Below are 22,020 nucleotides of genomic sequence, written 5' to 3'. Positions count from 1 at the left end.
CTGCATGAGCAGCCTGAGGTTGATACAAGGTTGACCGTCATCGCCGGACTTGATCCGGCGATCCATCATTTTCGAGAAGCGATGGATGCCCGGGTCAAGCCCGGGCATGACTTCTTGAGGGGAACGGCGGCTCATGTCCAATCTCGAAAACCTGCAAACCCAGATCCTCGCCGATATCGCCGCTTCGTCCGACGAAGCCGCGCTCGAAGCGGTGCGTGTCGGCGCGCTCGGCAAGAAGGGCTCGATCTCGGCGTTGCTCGCGACGCTCGGCAAGATGGACCCCGAGCAGCGCAAGACCGAAGGCGCGGCGATCAACCTCGCCAAGGAGGCGGTCACGCAGGCGCTGACCGCGCGGCGCGATCTGCTCAAGGCCGCAGCGCTCGACGCCAAGCTCGCCGCCGAAACCATCGACGTCACGCTGCCGCTGCGTGAGCCGCTGGCGGAGCAGGGCCGGATTCATCCGCTCAGCCAGGTCTGGGACGAACTCACCGCGATCTTCGCCGATATGGGCTTTGCGATCGCCGAAGGTCCGGACATCGAGACCGACGACAACAACTTCACCCGGCTGAACTTCCCCGAGGGCCATCCGGCCCGCGAGATGCACGACACCTTCTTCTTCAATCCGAAGCAAGACGGCTCGCGGATGCTGCTGCGGACCCACACCTCGCCGGTGCAGGTGCGCACGATGTTGTCGCAGAAGCCGCCGATCCGGGTGATCTGTCCGGGCCGCACCTATCGGATCGACTCGGACGCGACGCATACGCCGCAATTCCATCAGGTCGAAGGCCTCGTCATCGACAAGGGCAGCCATCTCGGCCATCTGAAATGGATCCTCGCGGAGTTCTGCAAGGCGTTCTTCGAGGTCGACAACGTCAACATGCGGTTCCGGCCGTCGTTCTTCCCGTTCACCGAGCCGTCGCTGGAAGTCGACATCCAGTGCCGCCGCGGCAATGGTGAGATCCGCTTCGGCGAGGGCGAGGACTGGCTGGAGATTCTCGGCTGCGGCATGGTCCACCCCAACGTGCTGACCGCCTGCGGCATCGATCCGGAAGTGTATCAGGGCTTCGCCTGGGGCATGGGCATCGACCGCATCGCCATGCTGAAATACGGCATGAGCGATCTGCGGCAATTGTTCGAAGCCGATTCGCGCTGGCTCACTCACTACGGCTTCAAGCCGCTGGATATCCCGTCGCTGGCGGGGGGATTGAGTTCGTGAGTTTGGCGCATTCGGGCGCTGTGCGTGGGGCAAGTGCCCTCACCCCGGCCCTCTCCCGCAAGCGGGAGAGGGGGCAGGCAGCGGCTGTGGCGACTATTCGCTTAAGTGCAGGCGCCGTTCGTTGAATAAGATTTGTCGTTGAGATGATGAAAGCCCTCTCATCGCCGCACGACGCGCTCCCTCTCCCGCCTGCGGGAGAGGGTTGGGGTGAGGGCGACACGGGCACGGAGCTTGCGATGGACGATCCGAAGCAGCCGAGCTGGAAAGTATCTCCGAGCCTGCGCCGCCATGCGCGCGAGTTGCGCAAGACATCGACCGACGCCGAGCGGCTGATGTGGTCGGCGCTGCGCGACAAGCAGCTCAACGGTTTCTCGTTTCGCCGCCAGGTGCCGATCGGACCTTTCATCGCGGATTTCGCGTGCCATTCGGTCAAGCTCGTCGTCGAGCTCGACGGCGGCCAGCATTTTTCCGACGCCGGCGAACCCGCTGATGCGTCGCGCACGGCGGCGATCGAGGCGCGCGGATTTCGGATTATTCGGTTCAGCAATGCCGAGGTGATGAGTAATCGCGACGGGGTGTTGCAGAGCATCGCTGCTGAGCTTGCGGCAAGTGCCCCCACCCCAACCCTCCCCCGCAAGCGGGAGAGGGAGCGCGCCAAGCGCGCGGCGAAGCAGCGCCCTGAACAGATCGATTCCAAGCAGCGCCCTGCGGCGGGCGATGCGGACTAACAGCATGACACGCGGCCCCTCCATCCGGCACGACGCGCCCCCTCGCCCGCTTGCGGGAGAGGGTTGGGGTGAGGGCGACGCTTGTCGCAGCTTCAGCATTCAGCACGACGCCAGCACAGCGCCAGACGGAAGTCACAACCCATGAAACTCACCCTCTCCTGGCTGAAGGATCATCTCGACACCGACGAGACGCTCACCGCGCTCGCCGACAAGCTCACCATGATCGGGCTCGAGGTCGAGGACATCACCGACAAGGCCAAGGCCCTGGCGCCGTTTACGATTGCGCGGGTGCTCAGCGCCGAGAAGCATCCCAACGCCGACAAGCTGCAGGTCTGCAGCGTCGACACCGGCGATGGCGGCGCGCCCGTGCAGGTGGTGTGCGGCGCACCGAATGCGCGGGCCGGGCTGATCACGGTGTTCTCGCCGCCCGGCACCTTCATTCCGGGCAAGAACATCACGCTCGGCGTCGGCAATATCCGCGGCGTCGAGAGCCGCGGCATGTTGTGCTCGGCCGCCGAGTTGCAGATCTCCGAGGATCATGACGGCATCATGGAATTGCCGGCGGATGCGCCGATCGGCAAGGCCTATGCGGAGTGGGCCGGGCTCGGCGATCCGGTGCTCGACATCAATCTGACGCCGAACCGGCAGGATTGCGCCGGCGTCCACGGCATCGCGCGCGATCTCGCCGCCGCCGATATGGGCAAGCTGAAAGAGTCCGGCATCAAGCCGATCAAGGGCGAATTCCCCTGCCCGGTGCAAGTGAGCGTCGAGGACGACAAGCTCTGCCCCGGCTTCGCGCTGCGGCTGGTGCGCGGCGTCAAGAACGGCCCGTCGCCGGAATGGCTGCAAAAGCGACTGACCGCGATCGGGCTGCGCCCGATCAACGCGCTGGTCGATATCACCAACTTCCTGACCTTCGACCGGTCGCGGCCGCTGCACGTGTTCGACGCCGCCAAGGTGAAGGGCAATCTCGTGGTGCGCCGCGCCAGGGACGGCGAGACGCTGCTGGCGCTCGACGGGCGTAACTACAATCTCGACCCGGGCGTCTGCGTGATCGCCGATGATCACGGCGTCGAATCGCTCGCCGGCATCATGGGCGGCGAAGCCTCCGGCTGCTCGGCCGAGACCACCGACGTGCTGATCGAATCGGCGCTGTGGAACGAGATCAACATCGCGCAATCGGGCCGCAAGCTCGGCATCAACACCGACGCGCGCTATCGCTTCGAGCGCGGCGTCGATCCGGCCTTCATGGTGCCGGGGCTGGATCTCGCGACCCGGCTGGTGATCGAATTCTGCGGCGGCACGCCGTCCGAGATGGTGGTCGTCGGCAGGACGTTCGGCGAAGATCGCATCATCGACTTCCCGCTGTCCGAGGTGAAGCGGCTCGCCGGCATCGACGTGCCGCTCGCCGAGGCGCGGCGCATCCTCACCCATCTCGGCTTCATGGTCGCAGGCCAGGGCGCGGTGGTGAAGGTGGCGGCGCCGTCGTGGCGCAGCGACGTGCACGGCAAGGCCGACATCGTCGAGGAAATCGTCCGCATCGTCGGCGTCGACAAGGTGCCGATGACGCCGTTCGAGCGCGGCGACGCGCCGCGTAAGCCGGTGCTGACGCCGATCCAGACCCGCACCCGCCGCGCCAAGCGTGCGCTGGCCGCGCGCGGCCTGACCGAGGCGGTGACCTGGTCGTTCATCGCCAAGCCCAGCGCCGAAGCCTTCGGCGGCGGCCAGCCTGAACTGGCGCTGGCCAATCCGATCGCGTCGGATCTGTCCGACATGCGGCCGAGCCTGCTGCCGGGCCTCGTCGCCGCAGCGCAGGCCAACGCCGATCGCGGCACGCCTGATCTGGCGCTGTTCGAGGTCGGGCAGATCTTCAAGGGCGACCGGCCGCAGGATCAGTTCGTCGCGGCGAGCGGCGTGCGTCGCGGCGTCGCCTCATCGAACGGGCTCGGCCGGCACTGGTCCGGCTCGGCGCCGGCCTCCGCGCTCGACGCCAAGGCCGATGCCTTCGCGGTGCTCGCCGCCGCCGGCGCGCCGATGGCGGGCCTGCAGATCGCGACCGGCAAGGCGCTGCCGGCCTGGCTGCATCCCGGCCGCTCCGGCGCGATCCAGATCGGGCCGCAGAACGTGCTTGGTTACTTCGGCGAACTGCATCCGCGCGTGCTCGAGCAGTTGCACGCCGACGGCCCGCTGGTCGGGTTCGAAGTGATCCTCGACAACATCCCCGCCGCCAAGCAGCGGCCGACCCGCGCCAAGCCGTCGCTGGAGCTGTCCGCATTCCAGCCGGTGTCGCGCGACTTCGCCTTCATCGTCGACCGCAAGGTTCAGGCCGCCGACATCGTCCGCGCCGCGCAGAGCATCGACAAGAAGCTGATCAGCTCGGTCGTCGTGTTCGACGTCTACGAAGGCAAGGGCGTCGATCCCGACAAGAAGTCGGTGGCGATCGCAGTGACGCTGCAGCCGCGCGACAAGACCATGACCGATCAGGAGATCGACGCGGTCGGTGCGAAGATCGTCGCCGAGGTGACGAAGAAAACCGGCGGCGTGCTGCGCGGATAGTTCGTCGCGAGTGGGTCGCGCTTACGGTCGCAGTGCTCGCGTCGCGCCCCCACCCCACCCTCCCCCGCAAGCGGGAGAGGGAGTTCTGCCGCGATCGTCGAGGCGATCCCGTTCATCCTCCCGATTAGCAACACGCACAGCGCGCTCCCTCTCCCGCTTGCGGGGGAGGGTGGGGTGGGGGCTCGCGGGCAGTGAGTAATTGTTGCGCGTGAGCGCGGCGCTGCGCGTCTACCGTAGTCCCGGCCATTGCTCGGCTGCGCCGGTGGCTTCGTAGGTGCGGCGTTTCTTCGGCTTGCGCTCCGGCTTGGCGGGCTCGTCGGACTTCAGCGCGCCGATCCGCTTCAAGGCGGCCTCGGCGGCGCGGTCGCCGGACTCCCAGGCGCCCTGCACGGTGCCCCACAGCGTTTCGCTGGTCGCTTCGCCGGCGATGAACAGATTGCCGAGCGGCTCGGCCAGCACCTTGCGCGACGGCTGGCCGCCGGGCGCCGCCGCCGACATCGCACCCAGCACGAAGGGCGACGCGTTCCAGCGCGTCGCGGCCTTGCGTTCGACCGCAGCGGTGATGTCGCTGCCGAACAGCTTGCCGAGCCATTCCAGCGCGAACGCCTGCATCGCCGCTTCGCCCTGCGCCGACAGATCCCGCCCGAACGCACCGCCGATATCGACGGTGCACAGCGACGAGCCGTTGATATTGGCGTAGAGCGCCGCGGTGCGCGCGCTGTTGCTCTGCTCGACGATCACCTCGTCGCGGGACAGGCCGAGCGGGTTGCCCTTGAACTGCAGCGCGATGCGGTCGTAGCTGCCGAGCCCGAGTTTGGCGGCAGCGTCGAGCTGACGCTTCGGCAGCTCCGGCGTGAACTTGATCGCGCCGGAGGCCAGCACATTGGTCGAGGCGGTGAGGATCACCGCGCGCGCGGTGATCCGGCCCGATGCGGTCTCGACGCCGGTGTCGCGGCCGTTCCAGACGATCCGGGTGACCGGGGTCGACAGCGCCAGCGGCAGCGGCGCGGCCAGCCGCGACAGCAGCGTGCCGAGTCCCTGCCGCGCGCCGCTCAGCGCGTTGCGGTCCGGCGCCCGCGATTCGTCCAGCGCCGACAGCTCCTTGAGATCCTTGCCGCTGACATGCGGGCCGAGCACGAATGCGATGGTCGCGCCCCAATCGCCGAGATCGTTCGGCAGCGCCGCGGCGCTGGCGACGTCGACCTTGCCGCGCGCGGCGTCGTCGATCGCGCGGCTGGCGCGTACCAGCGTCGCCAGATAGTCCTCGGTCTCGCGCGCCCGCGCGTTGCGGCGGCCGATCCGGATCTTCTGGCCCGGCGGCGCCGGCACGATGTCGACGCCGACGCTGCGCGCCAGCCGGATGATCGGATTGCTGTCCGGATTGTGCAGCCAGCGCGCGCCGCGATCGAACGGCGCATCGAAGCCGTCGGGGTCGGTGAGACAGCGGCCGCCGGCCTGCGCGCCGGCCTCGACCACGATCACCTTGCGGCCCGCCGCCACGATCCGCCGCGCCGCCGCGATGCCGGCGGCGCCGGCGCCGACCACGACGACATCGACCTCGCGCGGCAGCGCCGCGAAGGCGCGCGAAGCGAACGCTGGTAGGACTACGAGGCCGGCGGCGGCGCCGAGCAGGCTGCGTCGGGAGATTGTCATGGCATGGTTTCCGAAGACTTTTGCGCGCAGGCCCGGCGATCCTGGAACGACCGGGCGTCGCACCACCGCGTCTGCCGTCGCCACGCGATGTTCCGTGTAGCCGCAAAGCTCGGCAAAACCTTGGACTCCTGGATGTTTCGCATTGCGCCGTGGCCGCTGAGCGCCGCCATGGGACGCTGAGCTCTGCCCGGCAACTTGCCGCAATCGCCGCGGCGCGGCAACGGTCATGGTGAAGCAATGGTGTGCTCGCCCGCAAGCCAATGAACTAAATTGCAACGGCTCTCGACAATCATGAACCGGGCAACAGCAGCGTTTCGATGCCGCGGGGAGTGAACAGATGGGCGTTGTGCTCGATGCCATCGGCAAGGTCATTGCCAACTACCTGCAAAAGGAAGAGCCGGGCTACGAGCCGTTCACGCCGAGCGATCCTGATCACCTGCGCAGCATCATGCAGCCCGGCGACGTGCTGCTGGTCGAAGGCAATGCGCGGATCTCCGGCATCATCAAATACCTCACGCAGTCGACCTGGTCGCACGCCGCGCTGTATGTCGGGCCGATCGACGGCGCGACCGAGCCCGACGGCGAGCCGCATGTGCTGATCGAGGCCAATATCGGCGAGGGCGTCTCCTCGTCGCCGCTGTCGCGGCATCTGAGCTATCACACCCGAATCTGTCGCCCGGTCGGCCTGTCCCACGAGGACCGCCATACGGTGTGCCGCTACGCGATCAACCGGATCGGCTTCGGCTACGACACCAAGAACATCATCGATCTGATGCGCTATCTGGTTCCGCTGCCGGTGCCGCAACGCTGGCGCCGGCGGATGATCGCGCTCGGCTCCGGCGATCCGACCAAGATCATCTGCTCGGCGCTGATCGCGCAGGCGTTCGACTCGGTGCGCTATCCGATCCTGCCGAAGATCACCCGCGCCGGCAGCCGCAAGGCGCGCCGCGAGATCCTGCACATCCGCGATTCGTCGCTGTACATGCCGCGCGACTTCGACATCTCGCCCTATTTCGAAGTGGTCAAGCCGACCATCATCAACGGCTTCGACTACACGTCGCTGCATTGGGCCGACAAGCAGAAGCCGCTCGCGGAGGTGGCGGGCCCGTTCAACACGTTTCAAGACGACCTGGAAAATGCGTCGTCGTTCGCTCCTGAAACGATTGACGCGGAAGCGCCGGCAATGGGCGGCGCAAATCAGGCGCCGGCCGTGATCATGAGCCGCACGCACTGGCAACATCCAGAGCCCCGCACGCTCGCGCCCCTCGAAGCGTCATCCTGAGCTTCGCAAGGCGCTCTCCGTCATCCTGGGGTGCGAGCGCAGCGAGCCTCGAAGGATGGGCCGCCTGGTTCGCCGGGCTGCTAGAGCTTTTCCGGTTCTGATAGAATCAGAACCGGAGCTCTAACTTTTTGTTCTGACGCGTTTTCTTCACGCGAACCGGTATCCACTTCGCTCGAAAACGCTCTAAGCGACGCGGGCGGCGGCGAATTGCTGGTCGGGCACGGCGGATTGTTGCAGATCGAGCAGCCCCTTGATCTCCTCGTTCGGCCGCGCGGCGCTGAACAGGAAGCCTTGCGCCTCGTGGCAGCCTTCGGCGCGCAGCCAGCTCAATTCGGCTTCGGTCTCGACGCCTTCGGCCGTGATGGTGACGCCGAGCCCCATGCCGAGGCTGATGATCGCGCGGACGATCGCCTGAGCCTCGCGATTGTTGCACAGGTCGCGTACGAACGACTGATCGATCTTGATCTTGTCGAACGGGAAGCTACGCAGATAGCTCAGGCTCGAATAGCCGGTGCCGAAATCGTCCATCGAGATGCGGACGCCGAGCGCGCGCAGCGCGTGCAGCGTGGCGATCACCTGACTGCTCTTCTCCAGCAGCAGCGTCTCGGTGATCTCGATTTCGAGCCGATGCGGCGGCAGGCCGGCGTATTTCAGCGCGTCCATCACCGTCGCCATCAGATTGCCGACCCTGAACTGCAGCGGCGACAGATTGACCGCGACCCGGATGTCGCCGGGCCAGCGCGAGGCGTCGAGGCAGGCCTGGCGCAGCACCTGCGCGCCGATCGCGTTGATCAGGCCGGTGTCTTCGGCGACCGGGATGAATTCCGCCGGCGAGATCATGCCACGGTCCGGATGCGGCCAGCGCACCAGCGCCTCGCAGCCGGAAATCCGGCCGCTCGAGAGCTCTACCAGCGGCTGATAATAGGGGCGCAGCACCTCGTTGCGCAGCGCGGTGCGCAGCTCGGTCTCGATCTTGCGACGGGCCTGGGCGCGGGCGTCCATCCCCGGCTCGAAAAAGCTGAAGCTGCCGCGTGAGTCGTTCTTGGCGCGCGACAGCGCCATGTCGGCGTTCATCAGCAGCTTTTCCGAATCGTCGCCGTCGACCGGCGCGACTGCGATGCCGATGCTGGCGCCGGCCACCACCGAATGGCCGTCGAGCAGATACGGCTCGGCGATCGCGTTCAGCAGCCGCTTGGCGAGCAGCGTGATCTCCTGCGGCCGCCTGATCCCGGTCTGCACCACCGCGAACTCATCGGAGTTGAGCCGCGCCAGCAGGTCCTCCTCACGCAATGTCGAGCGCAGCCGCCGCGCGACGCCGCGCAACAGCTTGTCGCCGATCGCGTGGCCCAGCGTGTCGTTGACCGCCTTGAAATGGTCGATGCCGATGAACAGCGCCGCGATCTTGTCGCTGGCGCGCCGGGTGTGGACCAGCAATTCGTCGAGCCGCTTGCGCAGCAGATTGCGGTTCGGCAGCCCGGTCAGCCCGTCGTGATGCGTCATGAATGCCAGCCGCATCTCGGCGCGCTTGCGTTCGGTGATGTCCATCAGCGCCAGCAGCACCGCCGGCTCGCCGTTATAGGTGAGCTGCCGCGAATAGATCGCCAGATCGATCAGCGAACCGTCGGCCTTGACGTGCTTCCAGGTTCGCGCCGCGCGCTCGTCGTCGGTGTGATCGCCGGCCCAGGGCAGATCGGACTCGAACGCCTGCAGGCGGCGGAGCGTCAGCTGGGCGAATTCGACGGACGAATAGCCGTAATGCGCGACCGCAGCGTCGTTGACCGCGAGGATGCGTTCGTCCCGCAGCGCGCAGACGATCATCGGCACCGGATTGCTGTCGAACATCAGCCGGAACGACGCTTCGCGCTGCTTGAGCTCGGTGATGTCGACGCGCAGGCCGATCACGCCGCCGTCGGAGGTGGTGCATTCCTCGATCTGGATGCAGCGGCCGTCGGCGAGAATCTGCTCGTGGCTGTGGCTCGGATGAAACATCCGCTGCATCCGCTCGGCGATCCAGTCGTCCTCGCGGCCGATCGCCTCCGGATAGTCGCCGCGCGCGATGCCGACCCGGAGCGTGTCCTGAAACCGCGCGCCGGGTTTGAACATATCGGCGCTGGCCTTGTAGATCTCGGCGTAGCGCTTGTTCCACAGAATGTAGCGGCCTTCGGAATCGAGAAACACGATTCCCTGCGGTACGAGGTCGATCGCCTCGCGCAGCCGCTCATGCGATTTGCGCGCCTCGGCCAGCGCCTGCGCGACGGCGCGCTCACGCTCGGCGGCCAGGCCCGCGCGCACCGGCCGTTTCGGAACGGTTGATGGTCCGGGGCCTTTCCGCACGGCGCGGCGGCGCTTCCGGACCGCTGCGCCCGCGCACCTTTTCGAGGTCTTGTTCGCCTTCAGCCGAATTTGCGGCATTTCCCCACGCCCCACACGCGATCTGCGAACCGGTTGTGCAAGATGTGTCTGAATGAAATGTGTAGCGTTTTGACCGACATTGTCAGATGTCGCTGCGTGTCGGGTGGGCCTGCCTGTAAACAAGGCAGTGCAGGACGCTTCGCAGCGATTTGCAAACTTCAGGCGGGTGTTCGCAGGTGTCAGAATGCGTGCTGCACGGCTATTGCGCAACGGAGAGGCGCAGGGGGCGTTTCAGCCCGAAATTGCGCCACCTGTGCAACTGGTTAGTTTCAAGTTAACGGAGGGTGCCAGCACGGTATCATATGCAGGCTTTGCTTGCGCCCCTTCGTGAGACCGATGGCCGCGCTGATCGCCTGGAGGTCGCATGGCTGATTTGACCGGCCGATTCAGCTATAGGATGGCGATGCGTCGCCGATCGATTCCCGCCCGATGGTTGCTTGCCGCCGCGCTGCTCAGCGCCTCGGCTGCGGCCGCGTGGGCGCAGGACAAGGGCACGGTCAATCCGAGGCCGCTGCCGCCGCTCGCCAATCCGAATGATCCCGAGCTCGCCGCGCGCGAGCTGTTCGCCCGGCGCTATCTGCCGGCGGCGCTGCCGGCGCGGCCGATCGGATTCTACGCCAGGGGCTGCCTCGCCGGCGGCGAGGCGCTGCCGCTGACCGGCGCCACCTGGCAGGTGATGCGGCTGTCGCGCAACCGCTATTGGGCCTATCCGCCGCTGGTGGCGCTGGTCGAGCGGCTGTCGAAGCGGGCGAACAGCGAGGCCGGCTGGCCCGGCATTCTGGTCGGCGACATGTCGCAGCCGCGCGGCGGGCCGATGCTGACCGGCCACGCCAGCCATCAGGTCGGGCTCGACGCCGACATCTGGCTGACGCCGATGCCGAACCGGCAATTGTCGCGCAACGAGCGCGAGGAGATGTCCGCGGTGATGATGGTGCGGCGCGACCGGCTCGATATCGATCCCGCTGCCTGGACGCCGACGCATCACCGGGTGATCCGCGCCGCCGCGCAGGAGCCCGCGGTCGAGCGCATCTTCGTCAATGCCGCGATCAAGAAGGCGCTGTGCCGCGAGGCCAAAGGCGACCGCGGCTGGCTGAACAAGGTGCGGCCGATGTACGGCCACGACTATCACTTCCACATCCGGATCAAATGCCCGCCCGGCGCCATCGGCTGCGAGGCGCAGCCCGAACCGCCGCAAGGCGAGGGCTGCGGCGCCGATCTCGATTATTGGTTCTCGGACGCGGTGCTGCATCCGAAGCCGCCGAAGGAGCCGCCCAAGCCGAGGAAGCCGATGACGCTCGCCGACCTGCCGGCGGAATGCCGCGCGGTGCTGAACGCGCCGGACCAGAAGCCGGACTGATCACACCCCCGACAGCGTCGACCACACCTTGGACAGCTTGCGCCGGGCCTTTTGAACGCGCGTCGGCGGCGGCGCGTCGTCGTCTTCCGGCAGCCGCAGGCCGACCACATTGACCCGGCCGCCGCCGAGGCTGCGCGCCACCAGCACGATCGAATCCAGCGCCACCGTGGCATTGACGGTCGGCGCGCGGTCGAGATGGATGTCGAAATAATCCGCCAGCGTCAGCGCTTCTTCGCCGGCCCGCACGCTCACCCCGTAGGCGGCGGCGAGATCGCCGAGCGTGGTCTCGCCGGGCACGACGAAATCGCCGAGCAGATGCGGATCGGGCGCAGTCGAGGGCGGCATGTCGACGAAGAAGCGGTCGAGCGCCTCAGCCTTTTCCGGCGGGGCCAGCAGATAGACGTAATCGCCGGCCGCGACCGGATCGGCCTCCTCCGGCGTCAGGATGCGCTCGTCGCGGATCACCAGCGTCGGCTTCGACCAGGACGGGACCAGGCCGCGGCGCAGGAACAGGCTTTTCGGCCGCACCGCATAGCCGACAAGCTGTTGCTCGAGCTGGCCGGGCAGATCGAGTTCGATACGGCGCGGGCCGCGGTCGGTGCGTTGCAGCGCGATGTGCAGCTTTCGCGCCGCCGGCCCGAGCGTCCAGCCCTGCAGCAGCAGCGAGATGATCACCACCACGAAGGCGACGTCGAAATACAGATGCGCCTTCGGCAGCCCGACCATCATCGGGATCGAGGCGAGGAAGATCGCGACCGCGCCGCGCAGTCCGACCCAGGCGATGAACAGGCGTTCCCGCCAGTTGAAGCGGAACGGCGCCAGACACAGGAACACGGCGACCGGCCGCGCCACCAGCATCAGCGCCAGCGCCACCAGCACCGCCGGCCCGATGCTCATCATCAGCCGCTGCGGCGACACCAGCAGGCCGAGCAGCACGAACATCACGATCTGCGCCAGCCAGGTCGCGGCGTCGAGAAAAGCCACCACGGAATTGTGCGCGCGGGTCGGCTGATTGCCGATGATCATGCCGGCGAGATAGACCGCGAGAAAGCCCGATGCGTGCAGCATCTGCGCGGCGCCGAACACCACCAGCGCGGCAGTGGTGACGAACGGCGCGTGCAGCCCCTGTGGCAGCGCCACCCGGTTCAGCGCCATCACCACGGCGCGGCCGCCGACCACGCCGATCACCGTGCCGAGCGCGGCTTCGCGGACGAACTCGAACATCACGTACCAGATCGTGCTGCCGCCGCGGGTGATCAGCTCGACCAGCATCAGCGTCAGAAACACCGCAAACGGATCGTTGGTGCCGGATTCCACCTCCAGCGTCGCGCCGACGCGGGGCCGCAGCCGCAGCCCCTGCGAATGCACCAGCAGGAACACCGCGGCGGCGTCGGTCGAGGCCACGACGGCGCCGGCGAGCAGCGCCTCGGTCCAGCTCAGATCGAGCGCGTAATGGGCGACCGGCGCGGTGATCAGCGCCGTCAGCAGCACGCCGACCGTCGCCAGCCCCATCGACGGCGCCAGCACCGCCTTGATGGTCTGGAATCGCGTGCGCAGCCCGCCGTCGAACAGGATCAGCGCCAGCGCGACCGAGCCGACCAGATAGGTGGTGCTGAGATCGTCGAACCTCAGACCGCCGGGCCCGGCCTCGCCGGCCAGCATACCGAGCACGAGGAACACCAGCAGCAACGGCGCGCCGAAACGCAGCGCCAGCAGGCTCGACAGGATGCCCGCCATCACCAGGATCGCGCCGAGCAGGATCGTTATGCTGACCGTGTCGAGAGAATCCATCGCCTCTGTGTAAACGAGCAAATCACCGCTGTCGCATCCTTATCGCCGTCATTGCTGCATCGCCAACCGCATTCTCGGCAGGGTGATCAATTCCGGTCATGCGATTGTCGATCGCTCAGCCGAGACGACAGTTAGGCTCGAACCAACGCAGTGCCCGCGAGCCCCCACCCCAACCCTCCCCCGCAAGCGGGAGAGGGAGTTTGGCCGCGGCCGGGGCAACGAAGTGCCCGAACGCACCGCAGATGCAGTGCCCTTACCAGATCAGAAAGAACGCACAGCGTCGCAGCCCACACAGCGCGCTCCCTCTCCCGCTTGCGGAGAGGGCTGGGGTGAGGGCGCGCCGGGCTCCGAGCTGCTGGCCGAAATCCCGGCCGGCCGCTAAGAGAAGTCGCAATCCCCGGAGCGCGGCACCGTCCATGATCGATCTCACCCAGGCTTATGAGGCGCTGCTGGCGGCCGCGAGTTCGGTCGGCGCCGAAATCACCTCCCCGTGGTTCTATGCCCAGCTCGGCATGATCCTCGCCGCGCTCGGCATCGGGCTCGGCGGCGGCGCGCTGATCAAGGCGCGGGTCGACATGACCACGCTGACGATGGGGTGGCCGGCGCCGCTGCGGATGTTCCTGCGGGTGGTAATCGACAGCGCCTGGACCGCGATCTTCGCGCTGGTGGTGATCGCGGTGCGGCTGGCGATGCTGCAGATGACCTGGCCGAGCCGCAGCTATCTGATCGGCGTTTCGTCCAAGCTGGCGCTGGCCTGGTTGATGATCCGGCTGGTCACCAGCATTCTGCGCAACCCGTTCCTGATCCGCGTGGTGTCGCTATCGGCGTGGTGCGTGGCGGCGCTCAGCATCATCGGGCAGTTGTTTCCCGTGCTCGACGCGCTGGATTCGGTCGCGATCGTGATCGGCGAGCTGCGGCTGTCGCCGTTCTTGATCCTCAAGCTCGGCGTGCTGCTGGCGATCGCGCTGTGGCTCGCCAGTATCGCCAGCAACTTCTTCGAAGGCCGGATCAACCAGTCGCGCGATCTCACTCCGTCGATCCAGGTGCTGCTGATCAAGCTGATGCGGATCGGCCTGATGGCCGCCGCGATCGCGCTGACGATGAGCGCGGTCGGCATCAATCTGCAGGCGCTGGCGGTGTTCTCCGGCGCGGTCGGCGTCGGCATCGGCTTCGGCCTGCAGAAGATCTTCGCCAATTTCATCTCCGGCGTGATCCTGCTCGTCGACAAATCGGTGAAGCCGGGCGATCTCGTCACCATCGGCGACAATTCCGGCAGGATCAGCGCGATGAACACTCGCTACATCTCGGTCGCCGCCGGCGACGGCCGCGAATTCCTGATCCCGAACGAGGACTTGATCACCCAAAAGGTGGTCAACTGGACCTATACGGACAAGAACACACTGGTGAAGGTCGCCTTTGCGACCAATTACGACGCCGATCCGCGTACCGTCTGCCGGCTCGCGATCGACGTCGCCGCCGCGGTGCCGCGCGCGTCGAAGGCCAAGTCCCCGGGCTGTATCCTGACCGAATTCACCGAAACGGGCATGAAGTTCGCGCTGACTTTCTGGATCGGAGAGCCCGACGGCATGGACGGCGTCAAGAGCGAGGCGATGCTCGGGCTGTGGGACGCTTTCAAGCGCGAGGGCATCGGTGTTCCATACCCGGTGCGGGAAATCCGGGTTCGCAACGGCGCGCTGCCGGCCGAGACCATCGTCGAGGTGCCGCAATGAGCCTTCTTTGCCGATCGGCCCTGCATTCGCTTGCGCGAAACGCTGCGATGACTAGATTGGCCTCAAATCCTCCGTTTTCCCGAACCAGACCAGCCCGATGAGCTACGTGGACGCCTCCGAAACCTCCCTGCGCAAAACCGGGCAGATCAAATTGCACGGCGCCGCCGGCTTTGCCGGAATGCGCAAAGCCGGGCAAATCGTGGCGCAATGCCTCGACGAGCTGGTCGATATCGTCAAACCCGGCGTGCCGACCTCGCTGATCGACGATTTCGTCCGTGATTTCGCCTTCAGCCACGGCGCCTTTCCGGCGACGTTGATGTATCGCGGCTATCGCTATTCGACCTGCACCTCGATCAACCACGTGGTCTGCCACGGCCTTCCGGGCGACCGGCCGCTGAAGGAAGGCGACATCGTCAATGTCGACGTGACGATGATCGTCGACGGCTGGTACGGCGATTCCAGCCGGATGTATCCGATCGGTCCGATCGCCCGCAAAGCCGAGCGGCTGATCGAGGTCACCTACGAGTCGCTGATGCGCGGCATCGCCGCGGTCAAGCCCGGCGCCACCACCGGCGACATCGGCCATGCGATCCAGAGCTTCGTCGAGCCGCAGCAGATGAGCGTGGTGCGCGACTTCTGTGGCCACGGCCTCGGCCGGCTGTTCCACGACGAGCCGAACATCATCCATGTCGGCAGCCCGGGGCAGGGCGCGGTGCTGAAGCCCGGCATGTTCTTCACCATCGAGCCGATGATCAATCTCGGTAAGCCTTACGTGAAGATCCTGTCCGACGGCTGGACCGCGGTGACCCGCGATCGCTCGCTGTCGGCGCAGTTCGAGCACTCGATCGGCGTCACCGCCGACGGCTGCGAGATCTTCACGCTGTCGCCGAAGGGCCTCGACAAGCCGCCATTGCAGGGCTGAGCGGCGCGCGTCGCTCGCGTCAGCCGTAGCTTGGACAAAGCCGCGGCGCGCCGTGCCTGTGTGCGACACGCGCTCACTGCCCGCGGTTTCCCCCACCCCAGCCCTCCCCCGCAAGCGGGAGAGGGGGCGCGTTGTGCTTGGGGAAATTGTGGTGGATCGCTTCCAGCCGATGAAGCCTGCCGCGCATCCGGCCGGACTCCCTCTCCCGCCTGCGGGGGAGGGTTGGGGTGGTGGCGACCCAAGCACTGAAGTTTTTGGGAGAGCGTAAGAACTATCCCGTTTTCCGCGCCTTGCTACTCGCTGTCGAACTGCGCGCGGGCTTCTTGGCCTTGCCGGCGTCTTGCTTTGCGGCGGCGGATTTGGCGCCGCTGATCGGGAGCAGCATTTCCTTTTGGTTGGGAGCGGTCTTGCGCTTTTTCGTTCTGGCGGGTTTTGCGGCGGGCTTCTCGGCAGAGGCGGCTTTCCCGGCCGCCGGTGCGGGCTTGGCGCCGCCGAGACTCTTGCGCAGCGCGTCCATCAGGTCGACGACATTGTCGCCGCGCGGGCGCGCCTTGGGGGCGATCGGCTGGCCGTTGCGCTTCTGGTTGATCAGTTCGGTCAGTGCGGCCTCGTAGTGATCCTCGAATTTGTCGGGCTCGAAATGGCCGGACCTCTGTTCGACGATGTGACGGGCGAGGTCGAGCATGTCCTTGGTGATCTTGACGTCCTGGATGTCGTCGAAATACTCGGACGCGTCGCGCACCTCGTAGGGATAGCGCAGCAGCATCCCCATCAGGCCGTTGTCGCGGGCCTCCAGCGCGATGACATGCTCGCGATTGGTCAGCACCACCCGCGCCAGCGCCACCCGGTCCATCGTGCGGATGGTCTCGCGGATCACCGCATAGGCGTCGTGTCCGACCTTGCCATCGGGGACGATGTAGTACGGTCGCACCAGGTACAGATCGTCGATTTCCGATTTCGGCACGAACTGATCGATCTCGATCGTCCGGGTCGATTCCAGCGCGATCGCATCGAGCTCATCCTTGGTGATCTCGATGTAGCTGTCGGTATCGACCTTGTAGCCCTTCATGATGTCGTCGGAGGAGACCTCCTCGCCGGTGTCGGCGTCGACCTTGGTGTATTTGATCCGGTTGCCGGTCTTGCGGTTGATCTGGTTGAAGCTGATCTTCTCAGCGTCCGAGGTGGCGGGAAACAGCGCCACCGGACAGGTCACCAGCGAAAGCCGCAAAAAGCCTTTCCAATTGGCGCGGGGGGCCATTGACGCCTACTCCACTGACACACGACGCGACATACGCGGAACCTGACGAAGCGGACTCAAGCGCAGGGACCCGAATTGGTTCCCGGCTGCTTCGTAACAACCGCGAAGCGGCGACGACTCGCTCGCCCGACCAGTTCGGGAACCCATTGCCGGAACCTCGCGGACCTTCAGATCCGCCGTGGCTTCGGAAACTGGCCGGCGCCGTTCATCTGCCGGTTGTCAGTGGTCGCATTCATCTGCGCCAACTCATCGCGATCACGCCGACTGATTGCCGCTAAGTAGTACTACGAGGTTCGTTGCGTAGCATCAGTGCCGCCGGCGTTGGTAGCAGAAACTTCACCAAGCCGACTTAGACCCGGTGGGCTGGCGAACGGTCAGTTGGGGAGAGAAAATGGCCCGGGTTTCAATCAGAGCGCTGTCGGTTGCGGTTTTCCTCGGGCTGGCGTTGATCGTCTTCCTCAATTTGTCGTCGTTCTTCCTCTATCAGGGGGCGCAGGGCGAAATCTCCGAAGCGCAAACGTCGCGCTATCAATCCTATCTGCTGGCCGACGAACTTCGGCAGAGTTCCGATGACCTGACGCGCCTGGTGCGCACTTATGTCGTGACCGGCGACGCCAAATTCGAACAGCAGTATTGGGACGTGCTCGCCATCCGCAATGGCGAGAAGCCGCGGCCCGATCAATATCAGCGCATCTATTGGGATTTCATGGCGGCCGACGGTCGCAAACCGCGCCCCGATGGCGTGAACGCCTCGCTGCAGCAACTGATGGAACGGGGCGGATTCTCCGCGGAGGAGTTCGGCAAGCTGAAACAGGCCCAGAACAACTCCAATGAACTGATCAAGCTCGAGACCATCGCAATGAACGCGGTGAAAGGCAGGTTCGAGGACCGTGACGGCAAGTTCACAAAGACCGGCGCGCCGGACACCGCAATGGCGCGCGAGCTGGTGCATTCAGCCGACTACCACAAGTACAAGGCGCAGATCATGGCGCCGATCGACGAATTCTTCGTGCTGCTCGACCGCCGTACCGGCGCCAATGTGGCGATCGCAGAGGCCAAGGCTGCGCTCTATCGCACCGTGTCGATCGTGTTCCTGGGGCTGTTGCTGGTCAGCGCGCTGGTGATCGGCTGGGTCATGCTGCGCGGCATCGCCCGGCCATTGCGCTCGCTCAGCGTCTCCATGAACAAGCTGGCCGAAGGCGACTTCAACGTGGCGCTGCCGGGCCTCGACGCCCGCAACGAACTCGGCGAAGTGGCGCGCGCGGTCGAGCGCTTCAAGGTCAAGGCGGAGGAAAAGGGCCAAGCCGAGGCGGAGGCGCTGCTGAAGCAGGATCAGATCGCTGCGTCGCAGCGTCGGAAAGACACCCACAAGCTCGCCGACGATTTCGAAGGCGCCGTCGGCCGCATCATCGATACCGTCTCGTCGGCCTCGAGCGAACTGGAGTCGTCGGCCGGCAAACTGACGTCGACGGCCACGAGGGCTCAGCAACTCGCCACATTGGTCGCGGCGGCATCGGAGGAGGCCTCGACCAACGTGCAGTCGGTGGCGTCGGCGACGGAGGAACTGAGCGCTTCAGTCAACGAGATCAGCCGGCAGGTGCAAGATTCGGCGCGGATGGCGAGCGAGGCAGTCGATCAGGCGCGCAGGACCAACGACCGGGTCGGCGAATTGTCGAAGGCGGCCGCCCGCATCGGCGACGTGGTCGAGCTGATCAACACCATCGCCGGGCAGACCAACCTGCTGGCGCTCAACGCCACCATCGAGGCCGCGCGCGCCGGAGAGGCCGGACGGGGTTTCGCCGTGGTCGCTTCCGAGGTGAAGGCGCTCGCGGAGCAGACCGCGAAGGCGACCGGCGATATCGGCCAGCAGATCAGCGGCATCCAGGCCGCGACCCAGGAATCGGTCGGAGCCATCAAGGAGATCAGCGGCACCATCGAGAGACTGTCGGAAATCTCGGCGACGATCGCCTCCGCCGTGGAAGAACAGGGCGCCGCGACGCTGGAAATCTCCCGCAATGTTCAGCAGGCCGCGCAAGGCACCCAGCGGGTCAGCTCCAATATCGCCGATGTTCAGAACGGCGCCAGCGAAACGGGATCGGCCTCGTCACATGTGCTCTCGGCGGCGCAGTCGCTGTCGAACGACAGCAATCGGCTGAAGCAGGAAGTCGGCAGGTTCCTCGATTCAGTGCGCGCCGCATAGCGCCGAAGCCCGGCTCGCCGACGAGCCGGCTTCGGCCCGCGGATTGACTGTCCTGGTTGTTGGACCACGGCGTATTTCCGGTTGCAAAAGGCGTGGCGCACGGCATGGTTGAGGCTGATCAGCAAGCGCGGCGCGGGTATGCCAGCAAACAGCGACGAGCAATTGGGCCAGAGCGGCTTCGCCGAGGCGCCGCATTATCACGGCCATCGCGAGCGGCTGCGCGAGCGCTTTCGCGAGGCCGGCGCCGACGCGCTGTCGGACTATGAACTGCTCGAGATGGTGCTGTTCCGCGCGCTGCCGCGCCGCGACGTCAAGCCGCTGGCGAAGGCGCTGATCGCGCGATTCGGCTCGTTCGCCGAAACGATGCACGCACCCGAGCCGCGGCTGCGCGAAGTCTCAGGGCTCGGCGAGGCGGCGATCACCGAGATCAAGCTGGTCGCGGCGGCGGCGGCGCGCGTCACCAAGGGGCAGGTCAAGAGCCGCACCGTGCTGTCGTCATGGTCGGCGGTGATCGATTACTGCCGCACCACGATGGCGTTCGCCGACAAGGAGCAATTCCGCATCCTGTTTCTCGACAAGCGCAATCAGCTGATCGCCGACGAATTGCAGCAGGTCGGCACCGTCGATCATACGCCGGTGTATCCGCGCGAGATCGTCAAGCGCGCGCTGGAACTGTCGGCGACGGCGGTGATCATGGTGCACAACCACCCTTCGGGCGATCCGACGCCGTCGCAGGCCGACATCCAGATGACCCGGACGATCGTCGCGATCGCCGAACCGCTCGGCGTCTCCGTGCACGATCACATCATCGTCGGCAAGAACGGCCACGCCAGTTTGAAGGGGCTGAAGCTGATCTGAGGAGGCGCGTCGTTCGGATCGTTACTTGCGGCCGATGCTTCGAGGCCGCCGCTGCGCGGCGGCGCCTCAGCATGACGGGGTACTTGTGGCCGACCCGCGCCGTCAGAACTTGCCGTGGCGGCCTTCGCCGGCGGTGAAGCGTTCGGCGCCGGACAGGGTTTCGCCGCTGGCGATCACCTGCAGGCCGCCGCGCATCTCGTTCATGATCGCGTCTTCTTCCGGCATGTCCCATTGCTGCAGCGCCGACAGCCGGTCGGCGCGCATGCAGGCCTGCGGGAATTTGGCGATCTCCTTGGCCAGCGTAATGGCGTGCAGCGCCGCCTCGCCGCGATGGACCAGGCGGTTGGCGAGGCCCATCCGGTGCGCCTCGATGCCGGAGACCGGGCGGCCGGTGAGGATCATGTCCATCGCCTGCGAATGGCCGATCAGCCGCGGCAACCGGATGGTGCCGAGATCGATCAGCGGCACGCCGAAGCGGCGGCAGAACACGCCGAAGGTGGCGTCCTCGGCGGCGACGCGCATGTCCGCCCACAGCGCCAGTTCGAGCCCGCCGGCCACCGCATAGCCCTCGATCGCGGCGATCACCGGCTTCGACAGCCGCAGCCGGCTCGGACCCATCGGCGCGATGGTGTTGTGGCCGGCGATCTCGCGCTTCTTCTCGATGTCGCCCGCCGCCACCGCCTTGAGGTCGGCGCCGGCGCAGAAGCTGCCGCCGGCCCCGGTGAACACCGCGACCGAGGCGGTCTCGTCGGCGTCGAAGGCGAGGAACGCGTCGAACAGCTTCTGCGCGGTGGCGCCGTCGACCGCGTTGCGGCGCTCCGGCCGGTTGATCGAGATGATCGTCACCGGGCCTTCGCGTTCGATCAACACCGTGTTCTGGGGCATCGGAAACTCCATCGTCTTGCGAGGTCAGGGGGGATATCAGCTGCGGCTCGGCAGCCAGCCTTGATCATTGTAAAAGGCAGCCCCCTCGGTTGTCATTCCGGGATGCGCCCGCAGGGCGCAGGCCCGGAATCCATATTCCCAGTGCTGATGGTGATGCACTTGTGTCGAGTCGTCGTGCCTGGCCGCGACGCCAGGGGGGTATGGATCCCGGGCTCGCGCTTCGCGCGCCCCGGGATGACGGAAGCTGTTACTTCACCACCAGATCAGTCCCCGTCAACCGGCGATAGGCGTCGAGATAGCGGGCGCTGGTCGCGGCGACCACCTCGGCCGGCAGCTTCGGCGGCGGCGCTTCGCCATTCCAGCGGCCGGCGCGGCGTTCGGCGTCGAGATAGTCGCGCAGCGGCTGCTTGTCGAACGACGGCTGCGACCGGCCCGGCGCGTAGCTGTCGGCGGCCCAGAACCGCGAACTATCCGGCGTCATCACCTCGTCGATCAGGATGATCCGGCCATTTGCATCGCGGCCGAATTCGAATTTGGTGTCGGCGATGATGATGCCCTGCTCGCGGGCGATCGCCTCGCCCTGGGTGTAGACCGCGCGGGTCATGCTCTCGAGCGTATAGGCGGTCTCGTCGCCGACGATCTCGCGCATCCGGGCGATGGTGATGTTCTCGTCATGGCCGGTCTCGGCCTTGGTCGCCGGTGAGAAGATCGGCGGCGCGAGGCGCTCGCTCTCCTGCAGGCCGGCCGGCAGCGTCTCGCCGGCCAGCGTGCCGGAGGCGGCGTATTCCTTCCAGGCCGAGCCGGTGATGTAGCCGCGGATCACGCATTCGATCGGAAACACCGTGGTGCGCCGGCACAGCATCGCCCGCCCGGCGAGCGCGGCGCGATGATCCTTCAGCGCCGGGACGGCGTCGATGATCTCGGCGGCGTCGGCGCTGATCATATGGTGCGGCACCACGCCGCCGAGCTGATCGAACCACCAGGCGCTGATCTGGGTCAGCACCGCGCCCTTCATCGGAATGGTCTCGTCCATCACCACGTCGAACGCGCTGATCCGGTCGGTGGTGACGAGCAGCAGCCGCTCGTCGTCGACGGCGTAGATGTCGCGCACCTTGCCGCGCCCGATCTTGTTCAGGGGCAGGTCGCTCGTCAGCATCGTGGTCATGGCGGTC

General features: G+C 66.5%; 15 protein-coding genes. 9 read left to right on the top strand and 6 right to left on the bottom strand.

What is annotated here, in order from left to right; translation table 11 throughout:
* Positions 1-133: 133 nt before the first annotated feature.
* The 3 genes from pheS to pheT all read left to right on the top strand — a co-directional run bounded on the left by pheS (position 134) and on the right by pheT (position 4,500).
* Complete coding sequence (pheS, locus tag BMY71_RS02600) at positions 134-1,216, top strand: phenylalanine--tRNA ligase subunit alpha (protein WP_092681512.1); 1,083 nt, start codon at positions 134-136, stop codon at positions 1,214-1,216.
* 236 nt (positions 1,217-1,452) lie between these two features.
* Positions 1,453-1,944 (top strand): endonuclease domain-containing protein, encoded by a 492-nt coding sequence (locus tag BMY71_RS02595; RefSeq protein WP_092681510.1) that lies wholly within the window; start codon positions 1,453-1,455, stop codon positions 1,942-1,944.
* 141 nt (positions 1,945-2,085) lie between these two features.
* Positions 2,086-4,500, top strand: a complete 2,415-nt coding sequence (pheT, locus tag BMY71_RS02590; protein ID WP_092681508.1) for a phenylalanine--tRNA ligase subunit beta — start codon at positions 2,086-2,088, stop codon at positions 4,498-4,500.
* 228 nt (positions 4,501-4,728) lie between these two features.
* On the opposite strand, the gene BMY71_RS02585 is transcribed toward pheT, so the two are convergent.
* Positions 4,729-6,153, bottom strand: coding sequence for a flavin monoamine oxidase family protein (locus tag BMY71_RS02585; protein ID WP_092681506.1), 1,425 nt, complete (start codon positions 6,151-6,153; stop codon positions 4,729-4,731).
* A 337-nt stretch (positions 6,154-6,490) separates the two neighbouring features.
* Here BMY71_RS02585 and BMY71_RS02580 point away from each other — a divergent pair, with 337 nt between their 5' ends.
* A complete protein-coding gene (locus BMY71_RS02580) occupies positions 6,491-7,435 on the top strand; it encodes a YiiX/YebB-like N1pC/P60 family cysteine hydrolase (RefSeq protein ID WP_092681504.1) in 945 nt (314 codons plus the stop codon).
* A gap of 183 nt (positions 7,436-7,618) precedes the next feature.
* On the opposite strand, the gene BMY71_RS02575 is transcribed toward BMY71_RS02580, so the two are convergent.
* On the bottom strand, positions 7,619-9,847 hold the full coding sequence (locus BMY71_RS02575) for a putative bifunctional diguanylate cyclase/phosphodiesterase (protein ID WP_092681502.1): 2,229 nt from the start codon (positions 9,845-9,847) through the stop codon (positions 7,619-7,621).
* 403 nt (positions 9,848-10,250) lie between these two features.
* On the opposite strand from BMY71_RS02575, the gene mepA reads away from it, so the two are divergent.
* Positions 10,251-11,204, top strand: coding sequence for a penicillin-insensitive murein endopeptidase (mepA, locus tag BMY71_RS02570; RefSeq protein WP_092681734.1), 954 nt, complete (start codon positions 10,251-10,253; stop codon positions 11,202-11,204).
* Here mepA and BMY71_RS02565 read toward each other — a convergent pair whose 3' ends face one another.
* Entirely contained in the window at positions 11,205-12,995 is a 1,791-nt protein-coding gene (locus tag BMY71_RS02565; protein ID WP_092681500.1) for a potassium/proton antiporter, read from the bottom strand.
* 416 nt (positions 12,996-13,411) lie between these two features.
* On the opposite strand from BMY71_RS02565, the gene BMY71_RS02560 reads away from it, so the two are divergent.
* Positions 13,412-14,725 carry a mechanosensitive ion channel family protein gene (locus BMY71_RS02560; RefSeq protein ID WP_092681498.1) on the top strand — a complete coding sequence of 438 codons (1,314 nt, stop codon included), beginning with the start codon at positions 13,412-13,414 and terminating at the stop codon, positions 14,723-14,725.
* A gap of 97 nt (positions 14,726-14,822) precedes the next feature.
* Positions 14,823-15,647: a type I methionyl aminopeptidase gene (map, locus tag BMY71_RS02555; RefSeq protein ID WP_011500588.1), complete on the top strand. Its 825-nt coding sequence runs from the start codon at positions 14,823-14,825 to the stop codon at positions 15,645-15,647.
* Positions 15,648-15,918: 271 nt separating this feature from the next.
* Here map and ku read toward each other — a convergent pair whose 3' ends face one another.
* Positions 15,919-16,905, bottom strand: a complete 987-nt coding sequence (ku, locus tag BMY71_RS02550; RefSeq protein ID WP_092681496.1) for a non-homologous end joining protein Ku — start codon at positions 16,903-16,905, stop codon at positions 15,919-15,921.
* A 391-nt stretch (positions 16,906-17,296) separates the two neighbouring features.
* Here ku and BMY71_RS02545 point away from each other — a divergent pair, with 391 nt between their 5' ends.
* Together BMY71_RS02545 and radC are read left to right on the top strand one after the other, a co-directional pair.
* The gene (locus tag BMY71_RS02545) at positions 17,297-19,105 is read left to right on the top strand and encodes a methyl-accepting chemotaxis protein (RefSeq protein WP_092681494.1); all 1,809 of its coding nucleotides are present in this window, start codon (positions 17,297-17,299) and stop codon (positions 19,103-19,105) included.
* Positions 19,106-19,243: 138 nt separating this feature from the next.
* Positions 19,244-19,963 (top strand): RadC family protein, encoded by a 720-nt coding sequence (gene radC, locus BMY71_RS02540; RefSeq protein ID WP_092681732.1) that lies wholly within the window; start codon positions 19,244-19,246, stop codon positions 19,961-19,963.
* Positions 19,964-20,065: 102 nt separating this feature from the next.
* Here radC and BMY71_RS02535 read toward each other — a convergent pair whose 3' ends face one another.
* Positions 20,066-20,848 (bottom strand): crotonase/enoyl-CoA hydratase family protein, encoded by a 783-nt coding sequence (locus BMY71_RS02535; protein ID WP_092681730.1) that lies wholly within the window; start codon positions 20,846-20,848, stop codon positions 20,066-20,068.
* A gap of 247 nt (positions 20,849-21,095) precedes the next feature.
* Positions 21,096-22,013: a phosphoribosylaminoimidazolesuccinocarboxamide synthase gene (locus BMY71_RS02530; protein WP_092681492.1), complete on the bottom strand. Its 918-nt coding sequence runs from the start codon at positions 22,011-22,013 to the stop codon at positions 21,096-21,098.
* Between the last annotated feature and the right edge of the window lie 7 nt (positions 22,014-22,020).

Origin of the sequence: Rhodopseudomonas pseudopalustris (genome assembly GCF_900110435.1) — a bacterium.
Classification (GTDB): Bacteria; Pseudomonadota; Alphaproteobacteria; order Rhizobiales; family Xanthobacteraceae; genus Rhodopseudomonas; species Rhodopseudomonas pseudopalustris.
This window is presented reverse-complemented; position numbering and strand designations above follow the sequence as displayed.